The 15,503-nt window shown below is 43.7% G+C and carries 11 protein-coding genes; 3 read left to right on the top strand and 8 right to left on the bottom strand.

The window, feature by feature from the left end; genetic code table 11:
* Window positions 1-465: 465 nt before the first annotated feature.
* Together NSQ55_RS17710 and NSQ55_RS17715 are read left to right on the top strand one after the other, a co-directional pair.
* On the top strand, window positions 466-783 hold the full coding sequence (locus tag NSQ55_RS17710) for a transposase (protein WP_076301905.1): 318 nt from the start codon (window positions 466-468) through the stop codon (window positions 781-783).
* 11 nt (window positions 784-794) lie between these two features.
* A complete protein-coding gene (locus tag NSQ55_RS17715; RefSeq protein ID WP_256715985.1) occupies window positions 795-1,658 on the top strand; it encodes an IS3 family transposase in 864 nt (287 codons plus the stop codon).
* 389 nt (window positions 1,659-2,047) lie between these two features.
* Here the strand turns inward: NSQ55_RS17715 and NSQ55_RS17720 are convergent, their stop codons facing one another.
* Complete coding sequence (locus tag NSQ55_RS17720; RefSeq protein WP_076304439.1) at window positions 2,048-2,833, bottom strand: SDR family oxidoreductase; 786 nt, start codon at window positions 2,831-2,833, stop codon at window positions 2,048-2,050.
* Between the two features lie 199 nt (window positions 2,834-3,032).
* On the opposite strand from NSQ55_RS17720, the gene NSQ55_RS17725 reads away from it, so the two are divergent.
* A complete protein-coding gene (locus NSQ55_RS17725; RefSeq protein WP_076182436.1) occupies window positions 3,033-3,686 on the top strand; it encodes a TetR/AcrR family transcriptional regulator in 654 nt (217 codons plus the stop codon).
* A gap of 139 nt (window positions 3,687-3,825) precedes the next feature.
* Here NSQ55_RS17725 and NSQ55_RS17730 read toward each other — a convergent pair whose 3' ends face one another.
* The 7 genes from NSQ55_RS17730 to NSQ55_RS17760 form a co-directional block, all read right to left on the bottom strand.
* Window positions 3,826-4,641, bottom strand: a complete 816-nt coding sequence (locus NSQ55_RS17730; RefSeq protein ID WP_076129863.1) for an ABC transporter permease — start codon at window positions 4,639-4,641, stop codon at window positions 3,826-3,828.
* A 2-nt stretch (window positions 4,642-4,643) separates the two neighbouring features.
* Window positions 4,644-5,675, bottom strand: a complete 1,032-nt coding sequence (locus NSQ55_RS17735) for an ATP-binding cassette domain-containing protein (protein ID WP_339168323.1) — start codon at window positions 5,673-5,675, stop codon at window positions 4,644-4,646.
* 109 nt (window positions 5,676-5,784) lie between these two features.
* Window positions 5,785-6,117, bottom strand: coding sequence for a metalloregulator ArsR/SmtB family transcription factor (locus tag NSQ55_RS17740; protein ID WP_339168325.1), 333 nt, complete (start codon window positions 6,115-6,117; stop codon window positions 5,785-5,787).
* Between the two features lies 1 nt (window position 6,118).
* Window positions 6,119-6,541: an SRPBCC domain-containing protein gene (locus NSQ55_RS17745; protein ID WP_248548798.1), complete on the bottom strand. Its 423-nt coding sequence runs from the start codon at window positions 6,539-6,541 to the stop codon at window positions 6,119-6,121.
* A gap of 214 nt (window positions 6,542-6,755) precedes the next feature.
* Complete coding sequence (locus NSQ55_RS17750) at window positions 6,756-12,275, bottom strand: discoidin domain-containing protein (protein ID WP_339168327.1); 5,520 nt, start codon at window positions 12,273-12,275, stop codon at window positions 6,756-6,758.
* Window positions 12,276-12,306: 31 nt separating this feature from the next.
* Entirely contained in the window at window positions 12,307-13,743 is a 1,437-nt protein-coding gene (locus NSQ55_RS17755) for a glycosyl hydrolase family 28 protein (protein ID WP_339168329.1), read from the bottom strand.
* Window positions 13,744-13,847: 104 nt separating this feature from the next.
* A complete protein-coding gene (locus tag NSQ55_RS17760) occupies window positions 13,848-15,434 on the bottom strand; it encodes an extracellular solute-binding protein (protein ID WP_076129851.1) in 1,587 nt (528 codons plus the stop codon).
* Window positions 15,435-15,503 lie beyond the last annotated feature (69 nt).

The following is a 15,503-nucleotide window of genomic DNA, read 5'->3' on the forward strand; positions in this document are numbered from 1 at the left end:
AAGAACATAGGTGTTTACTTCCCCTTACTTTGGCGGACGAGCTACTATCGGACTCAGTTGACCTTATTCGCAGAAATTCCCCACTTTTCTGATCCTATCGGACTCCAATGCACCTATTGGCGCACAAATCACCACTTTCGAGCCCACTTCTAGGGAATAGCTGCACTGGAGTCCGAAACTACGCTAGAACTGCGAAAAACATGCTAATAGTGTCATTGGGGTCCGTTAGCCTTGCTTGCCCCAATATCTATTGAAGCAACAAACCAACGCTGGTTTGTTTTCCTTTTTATTGAACCTTAATACATTAGTTAGTTAATTACCCTGGACGAGGTACTATCGGACTCAGTTGACCTTATTCGCAGAAATTCCCCACTTTTCTGATCCTATCGGACCCCATGAAGCTAGAATAAAAAGTGGACAGTAGTTAACAGACTGGCGATAATGAGTCCACGGAGGTGTGTTCACATGGGAGAACATCGACAACGGTATAACGAAGAATTTAAAAAACAGACAGTGCAGTTCATTCAAGAGCAAACAAAGACAGTGGGCGACTTGGCGGAAGAGCTCAACATCCCAAAAAGTACCCTGCATCAATGGATGAGCCAGTATCGAGAACTAAAGAATGAACCGGCGGCTAGCATGGATCGAGTACGGGAACTCGAGGCACAGTTGAAAGAAATGAGCCGTCAACTTCAAGAAAAAGATAACAAGATTGCCGATGTGGAAGAGGAATTAGCGATCGTAAAAAAAGCAGTGCACATCTTCAGCAAACCAAGGAACTGAGATTCCAGTTTATTGAAAAACATCGCTCCGAGTTTCTCTTGGAGAAGATGTGCATGACCCTACATGTGTCACGGAGCGGGTACTACAAGTGGCGGACAGAAAAAACCAGTACGCATATGCTTCGTAAGGCTGCGATAATGAAGCGAATTCAGTATCATTTTACAGACCATCAAAAACGGTATGGGAGTCCGAAGATCACCCGCCTGTTACATCAAGAAGGTTATACCGTTACCGAACGCACGGTGAGTGTGTACATGCGACATATGAAACTTCGCTCCATTGTCTCCAAAACGTATCGGGTACAGACCACTGACTCCAATCATGACCATCCGATTGCCCCGAATACGCTGAACCAGCAATTTAAAATACGCAAACCCAATTCAGTATGGGTTACCGACATTACGTACATTCCTTGCCGGGGAGGGCGCTTGTACCTGGCTAGTGTGATGGACCTTTGCACGCGCGAAATCGTGGGGTGGCGTTTGGAGAACCATATGGAAACTAGCTTGATTTCGGGCGCTTTACAAGATGCTTACGAAGCTAAACAACCGGAAAAGGGTCTATTACATCACTCCGATAGAGGTTCTCAATATACTTCTCATGAATACACGAAGCAGTTGAAAGCGTATGGCATGGAGTCCAGCATGAGCCGCAGAGGTAACTGTTATGATAACGCCTGTATCGAGTCGTGGCACAGCATTTTGAAAAAGGAGCTCATTTATTGTAATCCGCGATTCAAAACTAAGGAGCAAGCCTACCAGACACTTTTTCAATATATTGAGTTTTACTATAACCGCAAGCGAATGCATGGCGCGCTGGGGTATCTTTCTCCAGTTCGTTTTGCTGAGCAATTGACTAGAATGTCTGTTGCGTGACTGTCCACTTTCTTGACAGAGGTCCACCAATGCTCCTATTGGCGCACAAATCACCATATTCGAGCCCACTTCTAGGGAATAGCTGCACTGGAGTCCGAAACTACGCTAGAACTGCGAAAAACATGCTAATAACATCATCTGGGTCCGTACCACAGTGGATGATTATGAGTCGGCGGTGTGATTGAGATTTAGATGTCGATTGTTGATGTTGATGTTGATGTTGATTTTGTTGATGTAAATCCAAGCGAAACTGAGTCAAAGTCAGCAAGTCAAAACACAAAACAGCGGTTCTCCCATATTGGGGAGAACCGCTGTTTTGTTGTTTTTTTATAATCAATGAAATAGTTAATCATTGCTAAGGAATACACCAACTTGAATACGTTGACCTATTAATGTCGTGTACGGAGCATACGTCCAACAAAATAAAGCATTTGTTTACGTGTGAAAAAACGTGACATTTGAGCAGAAATATAGTTTGTAAATCCTGGGACAGCAAATACTTTTTTAGCCTGAAGCGACCGAAGAGCCACTTGAACGACATTTTCTGGAGTGTCTCGTTTGCCTACCGAAGCCTCATCGGCTCCCACGACATTAAAAAATTCTGTTTCCGTAGACCCCGGACATAACGCAAGAAATTGTACGCCCCGTTTCCGATTTTCCTCCCATAGCGCTTGAGTAAATGATAATACAAAAGCTTTTGTCGCTCCATATACAGCCATATTAGGGAGAGGTTGAAATGCAGCTGTTGATGCAACGTTTATGATCACTCCACTTTTTCTATTTAACATCTCTGGCAAAAACAAATGGGTCAGATCTACAACCGCCAAAACATTTAGCATCACTTCTTCATGTTGTCTCGAACCAGATAGTTGTTCAAAAAGCCCATGCGTAGCAAAACCTGCATTATTAATAAGAATATCAACGTTCAAGCCACGTTCTACACATTGTTGATAGAGCCTTTCAGGGGAACCTTCTTGAGATAAATCAGCAACCAGAACCTCCGCTTGAATTTGAAATTCTCGTTTTAATTTTTCCGCTAAAGCAATCAGTTTATCTTCAGAACGGGCGACTAAAATTAAGTGACTTCCTTTGGCTGCAAGTTCTCGAGCAAACGCTTCACCTATACCCGAAGAAGCGCCGGTAATCAACGTCCATTTATTTTGAATTGTAATCATTGTTATCCTCTCTCCCTTTAACGACCATTTAGAAACAGTGTTTCAATAAGAATCATTGTATCCAAGTGAAGTTGCGTTGTCAAATAAAGTTCTACACATTTAATTATTGGCTATTTCTCTTCTACATCAGTAAAATAAGGTTTAGAAATAACGGCTATCTAAAAAAAGCTAAAGTAAAGTTCTAAGGAAGTGAAACTACATGCAAAAATCGTCCAAAATATCTTCTATAGATGCACAATCTGTTACAACCTACCCAAAAGCAAAACAACAGCATGCGGAAACATTAAGACTCAACATTATCGAAGCCGCTGCGGCCATTATGCATGAATCTGGACCCGAAGGTGTAACCATCCGTAAGGTTGCTGAAAAAATGGAATGTCCCACAAAAATCATTTATAACTTGTTTGGAAACAAGGAAGGTTTAGCGAAGGAGCTTTTTCTGCAAGGGTGTAAATTGTTGGCTGCTGCCTTTCAAGCGGTTCCAAAACAAGACAATCTAAATTTATATCTTCGCGAGCTTGGACAAGCTTATTGGGATTTCTCACGGAATCATACTAGCTATTATATGGTTATGTTCGGAGGAGCCTTTAGCGAATTCAAACCGGAGGAGGAAAGCTTACATGCTATCTTTACGGCACTACAACAAGTGATAGCCCTTATTACAGAAGCCATCGAACAAGGATTTATTAACGAAAAAGACCCTCTGCTTGTTGTGAACCTGGTGTGGGCGTCATTGCATGGCGTCATTCATCTGCATTTAGGGGGACATATTCAAAATGAGGAAACAGCTAAAATATTATATGATAGATCGGTCTCCAATTTAATTCATACCTTCTTTAAAAAAGATAATTAATTCTAAAAAGGCCTCTTTGCAAGTCCCTACTCAATAAATTCAAGCCGTAATCTTGGGATATCCTTAGATCACGGCTTTTTTAACATGCTAAAAAAACACAAAAAAAAACGGCATTTCTGCCGCTTCTTCATCTCTCTAATTATGTCCGGCGCATATATGCACGCACAGTGATAGGTGCAAAAACCGCAACAATCACAGCGGCTCCGATAAGTGAAATAGCGAAATCCCAGCCTACGGTTCCAGAGTTAGCAAGCTCACGGACAGCTGACACAAGATGCGAGATTGGATTGACTTTGACAAACCATTGCAGCCAGTTAGGCATCGTATCTACAGGCACGAAGGCGTTGGATAAAAACGTGAGTGGGAACAACACAATCATTGATATCCCCTGTACGCTGGAAGCGGTTCGGGCAATCACACCAAAGAAAGCGAAAATCCAGCTAATCGACCAGGAGCAGACAATAACCAAAAGCGCAGCAATTGCGACATGCTCCAGACCGCCATCAGGTCGGTAACCCATAATATAGCCCATGACAAAAGTAAGCACAGTAGCGATCGTATATCGAATCGTATCTGCCAACAAAGCTCCGGCTAATGGGGCTATTCGGGCAATCGGCAATGACTTAAAGCGGTCAAACACCCCTTTATCCATGTCTTCCCGCAGTTGGACACCAGTGACGATGGAGGTCGTGATTACAGTCTGCACTAGAATACCAGGAATAATAACGGGCAAATAGCTCACTACATCTCCTGATATGGCTCCACCAAAAATATAAGTAAACATTAGTGTGAAAATAATTGGCTGCAGCGTTACGTCGAACAATTGCTCGGGTGTGCGACGGATTTTCAATATCCCGCGATAAGCCATCGTTAACGAGTTACGAACAGATTGTTTGAAGCTCGTATGGTTTTTCAATTGTCGGGTCGCACCTGGACTAATAGTAGAAGTTCTCATACTCATGCTCTTGCTGCCTCCTTATTCATTGATTCTTGTGATGCTTGGGATGCCTCATCCGTAACTCCATGGCCAGTGATCGTCAAAAACACTTCATCAAGCGTCGGTTTCTGCATACTCATCTCTGCGAGTGGAATCCCCGCTTCGCGGAGTGCAATAAGCAAATCAGTGACTAAATCAGCGTTCGCCATCGGTGCAGTAATTTTTCCAGCCTCATTCGGCACAATAGACTGGATATGCAGCACATGTTCCACAATCCGGCGCGCTTGAGCGATATCTTTAAGGTTTTGGACTTTTAAGTGCAGCGAGGTGGTGCCCACTGAAGCTTTTAGCTCATCCACGGTGCCTTCTGCAACGACATGGCCATGATCAATAACTGCAATACGATCTGCCAGCTGATCGGCTTCTTCAAGATACTGTGTAGTTAACAGCACTGTTGATCCTGTGTTCACCAACCGACGAATGGTATCCCACATTTGCGAACGTGTCCGTGGGTCCAGACCTGTTGTTGGTTCATCCAAAAAGATAAGCGGAGGCTGGGCAATCAGACTCGCTGCAAGATCCAGCCGTCGGCGCATACCACCAGAGAAATTTCGAAGCGGCCGTTTCGCCGCCTCCGTCAAACCAAACTCTTCTAACAACTCCACTGCCTTTTGCCGCGCCTCTGCCCGCCCTAACCCTAAAAGACGTGAAAAGATAATCAGATTCTCTGTAGCACTAAGTGACTCATCTACAGAAGCATATTGTCCCGTAACCCCTATCAATTGCCGAACAATCTGCGACTCCTTTACCACATCATGCCCGAAGATTCGCGCCGCCCCCGCATCCGGACGAAGTAACGTAGCCAGCATCCGAATTACCGTCGTCTTTCCTGCCCCATTGGGACCAAGAACGCCGTAAATCGTGCCTGCCTTAACGTTTAGATTTACTCCATCAACTGCGCGATTGTCACCAAACGTTTTGACAAGCCCACGCGCTTCGACGGCCCAATCTCCAGGGTTGGGCTCAATTATTTTTTTGCGTTCATTTACCATTACAATTCCTCCAACGTTTTAGTTTGTATTGTGATGGTAACTCCCTTTTATAAACTGAATTTAAACAACACAAAAAACCGGGGAGCGCGATCTCACGCCACCCGGTTTATCACTTCTCGTCTGAGTCAGACTCAACATATTCTTTAAGCGCAAACAATTTATTAGCCAAGTAACCTTCAAAAAAGGCAAGCCAATCTTGCAGCTCCAGCAAAGGTTCTGGCTGAAGCTTATACCGGGTCTCCCGTCCGACTTTCTGACTGCTAACAAGCTGCGCATCGGACAATACCTGTAAATGCTTATTAACAGCGGTTCGGCTGATCGGGTAGCAATCCGTAATAGATGCTATAGACATTTCCTTATTAGCGAGCAGCTTTAGCAGACTGCGGCGAGTAGGATCTGCTATCGCTTGAAATACATCATGTCCTGCTTCAGCAACCGACATATTATGCCTCGATATAAGCAGGAAGTTTTTCTTGGACGATTTTTTCCCAGCCGCTATTCATAAAGCCGCGTACGATTGGATGTGGTTGTCCAAATTCAGTAACTTTTTCAGGGTCCCATCCAGAATGAATCAAGGTAAATTCAGTTTTCCCTTCGATTTCTTTCAGTTCAAAAGCAAGATGCCAATCCTTCCCCCAATTAAAACCAACACGATTCGGAGGATCAACTTCGGTTACTTTACAAGGAGAATCTCCGAATTGTCCAGCATGCAGGATGAATTCATACCCAACAACAGGCTCAAATGTACTAGGCATCCACCAGGCTGCCATTCCTTCTGCCGTGGCAACAGCTTTCCAAACCTTTTCTATTGGCGCATTTAGTAAAATCGTTTGACGAATTTCTTGTAAGGGTTCTTGAGTTTGCATAATAAATAGCCTCCAGCATTCATTTAATATAACACCTTTTGGGTTCGCTTTTCATTATAACACCTTTAGGTGTTATGTCAATTTACAGATTTCCCTAATTCTCCGTTCGTTATTCAACGTCTCAATCCCTCAATAATATCCTTTAACTGCTATAAAAAAGCCCATCCCTCGGTCATCCCGAAGAAAGGGCCTTCCTATTACATCAGCTCTATGGTCAGTTTCTTGGCTTGACAGTTACTGTGATTTTCTCGCTAGATGTCTCGCCTGATGCATTGACTAATACCGCGTAGTATTCATATACACCTGGTGTCTTATCTTTAAGTTTCGTAACTGTCAGCTGAGCCGCAGGGGTAGCCGTGCTTAGTGTCTGTGTGTCGATTACTTCTCCATTCTCATACAAACGGTACTCAGTACCATTGGTTCCCCACCACATATTCATCACAACGTCGTAAGTTCCATCCCCACTCCAGTTGTCGTGGGATACTATAGGCTTGCCCGGCGCTGCATCTGTAACAGTAAGGATTAGCGGATCGCAGGTAGTCGAACCGAAGCTGTTGACTAGCTCGCACGTGTACGTGTAGGTTCCATTTGATTTGCCCACAATATCCGTACTCATGGCTTGTGCATTCGGTGAGCTGTCCGTCAGCATCTGGGTACTGATCAGTACATCGTTTTCATAGAGCTTAAACTCGGTACCGTTGTTCCCCCACCAAAGATTCATCGTGACGGCATAGCTACCATCTCGAAGCCCGGTGTCGTGCCCATTATTGTCAGATAACACTGGCTTTCCAGGGGCTCCACCAGCAAGCGGAGTTGTATTCTGGAGCCATTGTGACCAACGGACTAGAACCTCTGCCTGCTCAGAAGTGAACACCTGATTGCTCTGGAGATTCACTTCACTATTAAAAGCTTCCAGCAAGCTGTGAACTTCTGCGCCAGCATGCTGCTGAGCTTTTTCTTTGGCGATCGCCAGCTGCTGCTTAAGTGAATTGGTTACGTTTTCTAAATCTGGAGCACCCGTCTCAGCTGCAAAATTTTCGGTTAATGCCGACAAGCTGTCAAATGTCGCATATACACTATACGAATGCTCTGCCAGCCCGACATTGCCCGCCGCATCCTCGGCTTTCGCAGTTACATTATGCGTTCCCGCTTCCAGCGTATACGCTTTAACATCTGCGAGCGTTGAATCACATGGCGAATAAGTGATGCCTGATACAGTATCAGCTGCACTACAGGTGATGTTTAATGTCTGCTCTATGGTATAGGAACTCTCTCCTTTAATTACCACCTGTGGTGCGGTCCGATCAATCTTCATCACAGCAGTCTTCTGCGGCTGTTCCACATTACCCTCTCTATCAACGCTCCAATAAACTAACTTATGTGTTCCTTCATTGGACAAAATAACTGAATTCCCGGTTTGCTGCTCGCCATCGTTTACTGTGAAATAGGTTGCCGCAACACCAGAGCCCGCATCTGTAGCTGTGAAGGTTACCAACGTATCCTTGTTGGTCCAACCTTGTGGCGCATCATCCGTTGTCACCGGAGCTGTTGAGTCCGCCCCTTTCACTACGCCATAAAAGCGTAATTCCGCCATGTTTCCAAACCAATTACTACTATTATAGATCCGGATATAACGATAGGCTTCTGCGTTACTAATACTTAAGGTCTGCCAATCCATCGTTTTTCCTGCAGGAGAGGAGATTGTCGTCCAGCTTGTATGATCATTCGAACCCTGAACCACAGTCCCATTGATTCGTGTAAAATAATTATCTTGCCTGGAAAGCACCTCTGCCTTGGACAGCTGGACCCTATTCCCTTCTTTAAAATCAAACGTTATAAATCCTCCATATCCACTACCATTTACCCGAAAATCCGTAATTGTGCCTGCATTTCCATCGAATAATGATCCCGCAACATTCCTGAGATCTGTTGGTGTTCTCCCACTGGAATCACTTAAATTAGTAATCGCAAGCACATTACTAATCAACTCGGTCTCATCGGGAATGTACAGAGAGGAACCATCTGTAGTTGATGTTTTTTCCGGCCCCTCGATTCCCTCCTTTGACTTGTATTTAATACTAAAGTTCACAGGTCCAGGTTGTGCGTTATTGCCCATGACCGCTTCAGCCGTCCAATTGATCTTATCGACAGTAGCAACGGTTGCGACTTGATCCTGAATATTGACATTCACTTGGTTAATTGCATCGCTTGCTTTAAAAGACAATTTCACCGTGTCCCCAGGCACAATTCGTTTCTGGATACTTTGGTCGGAGCTAATGGACACCGCATCAAGCTTTGAATTGATTGTAACATCACCATACAAACGTAGTTCAGCCATGTTTCCATACCAGTTGTTTCCATTGGTGATGCGGATATAACGATAGGGTTCTGTGCTGTTAATCGTCAACTTCTGCCATTCCGGCGTATTTCCTGCTACATTAGAGATCGTGATCCACGTCACATTGTCATTGGAGCCTTGCACCACTGTTCCATTAATTCTGCCCGCATAATTATCTTGCCTTCCGATTACTTCTACCCTAGACAGCAATGCCTGGCCGCCTTCTTTAAAGTCAAAGGTTAGATATGCACCATAACCACTGCCATTTAAACGAAAATCAGTGATGGAACCTAAATGATTATCAAATAAAACTTTTGCTGTTGCCAAAAGATCAGCCGGATTTCTTCCACTGGAATCGATTAGGTTTGCTATCTCAAGCACATTAGCGACAAGTCCCGTCTGATCTGCAATGAATAAAGTAGAACCATCTGTTGTAAAAATAGTCTCTACTGCATCCGCTCCAGCTGCCGTTTTATAATTAATCTTAAATTTCACAGTACCTGATGGAACATTTTCATTCACCACAAGCATAGCTGTCCAGTTGATATTGTCCACAGAACTGACTGCAACAGGTTGACCCTGTATATGGGCCGTGACATTATGGATCATTTCTGTAGACTTAAAGGATAATTGAATCGTATCCCCGGGTATAATTCGATTTCGTAAGCTTTGGTCCGAGTGAATGGACACGGACTCTAATAGATTTACTGTCTCATACCGCTGGCCAAAGATTCTAAATTCAGCAATTTCCAGCATAGTACTCGAAGGCTTTATCATTTCCATTTTCAAAAATCGGAATTTTTCATGCTCCAGGCCTGCTTGAACCTCAAGTCTCTGCATCTCTTCAGTAACTGTTGTCAAGCCGGGGGTTAAGCGGGTCCAATTTTCTTTGTCATTCGATCCGAACATTGCAACGCCGCCAATTCTCTCCGGAAAACTAGCTCTTACCTGAAGCTCAAAGCTTTCTGCTGATATTTGAAAATCCGGTCCTAAATCCATGTAATGCGCCCGATCCTGCGCTGTATAATACCCCACAAAACTATCATTTGTGTTGTCCAGCAGATTCGGGACAGCGTTACCAAAGGTTGAGCTAACAAACATATTCGTAAAATTAACACTTCCATCTTTCATTAATGGCGTCAATTCTTTAAGACTTTGCACTGCGAGATTCAGGTCAAATAACTTTTGATAGAAGACCTCGTCAGTGGCAGTAGTAATTACATCCATTACCTCAGCGTGCACTTGCTTATAGTAAGCTAACGTTGCCGAAATGTAAGGCACATCAACATGATAAGGAGAAATGACGGCGTTGACGGCAGATTGCCGATCATTCGCTACTACAACACTAACATCCTTGGCTGTAACCGAAGTTCCATCTGCGGCACTCACTACAAAGGAGTAGGTTCCCGCATGTGCTCCAGACCAAGAGAAAACACCTGAAGTCTCATTGAACACTGCACCCTCAGGTAACTGATCCGCTTGATAGGTAACAACATCCGTTGCACCTGCGTCTGTCGCAGAGAAATCAAATTGAATTGCAGCTGTAGATCCCTCATAGGTAAATAAAGATACTGGTGCCTTTCCTGATGTAAATACTGGAGGGGTAAGCTGTGCCCCAGCTTTTAAATTAATATGGTCAATATCGACTGTTGTTCCATTTCCTTTTACATTAAAATAGACAAGATCGCTGAAGCCTTGGAACTCATTGAACTCATACTGAATATACCTCCATTGCCCCTTTGTATCAGGCAGCGTAACGGTATCGCCAAACACCTCCATGGTTGCTATGCCATTAGTCCGAATCTTAAAAGCAATGATTCGTTCGCCACTGCTTGCACCCACAAAAGCAATTTTACTGCCCTCATCTGTTGCGGTAATTTCAACGTAAGTAGTGTCTCCTTCTTGTTTTGTGGTGGAGTGACCATCAAGCTTCGTGTACCGGTCTTCTAGTTCTCTCAAATCTGGATTCGTTATCACCTTCGGCAAATTGAGCGTACCCTCGCCCTCTGCTTCTTTAGGAATGTACAGCCAATAATCCCCGCCTCCATCCGGAGACTCCCAATAGAAAGGCAATCGCTTAGCAAACATCTCGCTAAAATAAGGAGCTTCAACCTCCATATTTATTCCAGCTGTATATTTATAATAATAATAAAGATCATAGACATTACCGCCAATTCTCCCCCTGTAACCGCCAGCCAAGTGTTTATAGATAATCGTTGGATTTCCATTTACATCTGTATGTGCCGCCACTGGAATCCATGGTGTATCATGGCCAATCATATACTGAGCAAAGTAGTCGGCAGCTTTTAAAATCCGTTGATCTAGAAATTCATACGGACCCACCGCATTTGGCGCACTAGAAACAGTCCCCTCTACCGGATCTACCTTTGTTTCCTGAGCCAATAATAAACGTGATAAAATCTCTACATTCGTTATATCCCCAGCGCCATGCGCCTGATCTCTGCCCATTTCAACATGCTGAACTACGGGTGGATTAACTTTTTCCCCTGTTACAATATTTGTATCAACCCATCTGAATAAAGCTTTTATCGCGCCATTTTGCCCCTGATCGACAGCGGTTTTATTGACGGTAAACCATTCAACTCCCTCATTGTACCTCTCTGTATTTCCTGTAAAAATATAACCTGACATAGCTCCAAGCAGCGGATAAAGATGCTGGTTCATAAAACGATCATTTGTGTGTTGGAACGTTTCAATAACCGGATTAATAAGATTATTCGTAAAATCAGCGACATCTTTTTCCGTCCATTTCAGCTCTTCAGTTTGAGCACTTGTGTACCTTAAGATTTCCGCCGCAGTAACCATTCGATTAAGTGGAATTCCTGTATGAATATGTGCATCATTAAAATACACGTATTTCTCAGGGTCCATCTGTGACCAAATCCGGATAATATGCATGGCATTGGCTCTGTAAACCTCATCACCCGATATTACATACAATAGAGCTTGTGTATAAGCCTTCAAACCATCCGCTATAAATCTTGAATTAAAGCCCTGGCTATTAAAAGCATCGCTCGCTGGTTTCAACGGATCCGCACCACTTTGATTGTTGGAAGTGACCGTCCTTGAAGCTGCCGGAGAGAGAAGCATCTGATTATAATAAGCGATCCAGGGTTCTTTTTGCGCCCGTACCTGTGTCCTAATATTCTCAAGAATATCCTTGGTCAGGCCAACACCCGGATGTTTGAATCCGCTTTCATCTATAACCTCATTAATGGTAGGTTGGTAATCCGTAATTATCGACAGCTCTGTCGATTCTACTGCGGCTCCTTCTGCCGATAAAGGCACTAGCGTTACCAACAAACTTAAGGAAACTGTGATCCTAAAAATACGTTTAAGCGATTTTCCAAAGAGTAGCTCTTTAAATGAATTCATTGTTCTCCTCCATTCATTTACATCCTCTGATTTAATGCAAATAAATACCGCTGGCAAATTCATTCACTACAAAATGTTTGTTATTCAGGTCGACAATAACCTCTCCATTAATCTGAAGATTATAAAAATAAATATCCTTCACACCTCTTTCCTCGTCATAGCCGAATATACGGGAAGGATTGATATTCTTCCCATTGTAGGTGATATCGCTAAACTCTATATTTTCGATACATCGTCCTGGCACCGGATTATAGGTTTTATTCCACACCACGCGGACATCAAACAGCTGCCCCAGTTCAAAATCCTCCACCCGGATATTTTTGAAAGTAACCTTACGAACGGTATTGTTATCCCCTGCACAGATTGCCATAACCCCCCAATAATTTTCCTGCGGCTCGTGATGCTCAAGCACATCGATATTTTCAAACCAAATATTTTCTATAAAATCGCCATTATGTTGGTGATCACCATGAATACCGACATGCATGGCATGAGCAACGTCCGCCCAGAGTATGGAATCTTTAACTGTGATATGGCGTGAGTCTCCATAATACTCTCCACGGCTGCCGTAAATGGCAATGCAATCATCAGAAGTTCTCAAGAACACATCTTTAATATCCACATTTGAGCTAGCCATCATATCAATTCCATCACACCAGCCGCGTGTACTGAAAGCTTTGAAGTTATGAATGCGGATATGCTTAGACGCTCCGATATATATACTGTAATGCGGAGGATCAAGCGTGATGATCCCTTCGATCTCAACCTGTTCAGAATGCTGGATTTGAACGCCTCTTAAATAAGTGGTTTTCTCCATATCCGCCAAATACAGAACACCTCTGCCGCGAACAACAACATTCTCAGCATGGTCAATAATTATGGATCCGCAAAGGATCGCGCCTCCGGCAATATAAACTGTGGTCCCAGAAGGGATATGCAGCATTGGATTCTCGAATTGATGAAGCCCGGGCATAAAATATATCGTTTGACGCTCCCCATTAGCCCTTTCTGACAAATGATGAACTTGTTCTGCGATAGCCGCAAATTGATGTATTCCTGGTTGGACAAGCACTACATTATCATCGTCAAGTTTAGGTGGGGCTGTCTCCAAGGGGTTGGCAAAAAGATGCAAGTTACTAAAACGTTCTCCATTGATTTCAATGGAAAGCTTACACGGGTGCTCCAATGTGAACAAAAGGGTATTCTCTTCGATTTGAAAGGGAATATGGGTTGCCAAAGGGCGAATAACCGCTTGTTCAATCTGCCGGTTATTACAATGAACAGAGACCTCCACCGTGCCTTCCATATCAAAATAAACCATCGATGTCGATCGAACCTGATGCATATCCACCTTTGCTTCAAAAACAAACAGTGCTTGCCATCCCCCACCAGGCTCTCGTACACTCACTGTAAAATCGTCTTTCCCCAGGGCTTCATTCGGCTGCTCATAAATAATTAATCCGCTCATTTCTACCTCCGTTATCTTAAAATCAACTCTCTTAAGGGTTTAATAAATAGGCTGGAGCAAGCTTTTGCTCCAGCCTATCATCCAGTACTAATCAGCGAACGCTGCTATTTACGATCTGCCAGCACTTTATTTACCTCATCCGTTACTTCCTGACCTCCGGCCTTTAGCCAGCTATCCTTGAAATTATCAAAATCTTTACCCGTGTTCGCTTCTCCTGTAATTGCTTTGATAACAAACGTATCTTGCAACGTCTTCAGATTGCCCCAATACTTGGGTTTGCTTGTTAATACGGCTGGTCCCAGTACATCTAGCAATGGTGTAACACCTGGAGTGATCTTGTCTCTCAAATCTAGCAATTCTTGTTTTACCGTATGTTTTTCCATTGAAGTGTCTGTGGAGCTAAGTGGATTATAGAAATTGCCCGCTCCCATCTTCGGAGCACTAACCTCTTCATCCGCTTTTGGAATGGCAAGGTCCCCTTCCATATCATAGCTCACACCCAATTGACCGAAACCTGTCAGCAGAAAACCTTCGGAATCCGTAGACACATATTCGAGAATTTCCATAATCTTATGACGTTTCTTCTCATCCTTTTCGAGTTGAACACCGAACAATACTGGCGCCTGTCTTGCACCATACGCGAAAGAATAAGCAACGCCATCTGGAGCTGTAAACGGCTTGCCAGGCACGAATATTTGACCTTTCTCTAGACCAGGTTTTGCGACAAACCCAGATTCTTTATAAAAATTGCCCCACTTCCCGTTATCCACCATACCCACTTTTTGGTCAGCAAATTTAATATTGATTTCGTTATTATCACTAGTTATGAATTCAGGATCAATCAGACCTGCTTTGTACCATTTGCTCAATAACGCCAATGCTGATCGCGTCTCTTCTGTAATGCCTCCATAAACTACGTTCCCGGAAGCATCCTTTTTGAACTGATAAGGGGAAACAGCAAATGCTGAGAAGACACTTGTGAACAATTGCTCTGGAAGCTTGCCGCGGCCGATTAAACCGTAAGTATCCTTCTTCCCATTTTTGTCCGGATCTTCATTAACAAATTTGGTGAGTACATCCTCAAGCTCTTCCAATGTCTTGGGTGGTTCTGAGTAGCCAATATTTTTCAGCCAGGCTTCATTATAGCCCGGAATAAATCCATCAAGACCACCTGGCCAAATTTTCGGGATCCCCCAGTTTTTTTCGTTGTATAAGCCTACGCCCCATGCCCCGGAATCAACCGAATCCAATGCTGCTGCATATTTCGGCATCAGGGATTCAATTTCAGCCTTATCAATCGTCGCAATAATCCCTTGATCTGCCCATTGCACCATATCCGTTTCGTTTGCATCGACCGGGAAGATATCAGGAATATCTCCAGAAGCTAGAAGCACTGAAAATTGTTCTTTCCAAGTTCCACGTTCCAATTTAATATTTTTGATTTTCACATTAAATTTCTTCTCGAGCTCGGTTTGCACATAGTTACCGTCTTCTTCTGGCGTATTAAAGTTGTTCGCCCAAATAATTTCAATCGGAGCTTCAGCTGCTGATGCCCCCCCTTGACCTTGATTCGTCGGCTTCGTTTCGTTAGTGTTATTATTCGCCGCATTCCCGCCGCAACCACTCATGACAAGTGAAGCCGATAGGGCTATCGCAGCAATTTCCAACCATTTCTTGGATGTATGCCTCATATTCTTTTATTTCCTCCCTTTTTTTGTTCATCTATATATTTAGACAACCCGCGGATATAGCGGACTGTT

The organism is Paenibacillus sp. FSL H7-0943 (genome assembly GCF_037963265.1).
Classification (GTDB): domain Bacteria; phylum Bacillota; class Bacilli; order Paenibacillales; family Paenibacillaceae; genus Paenibacillus_AQ; species Paenibacillus_AQ odorifer.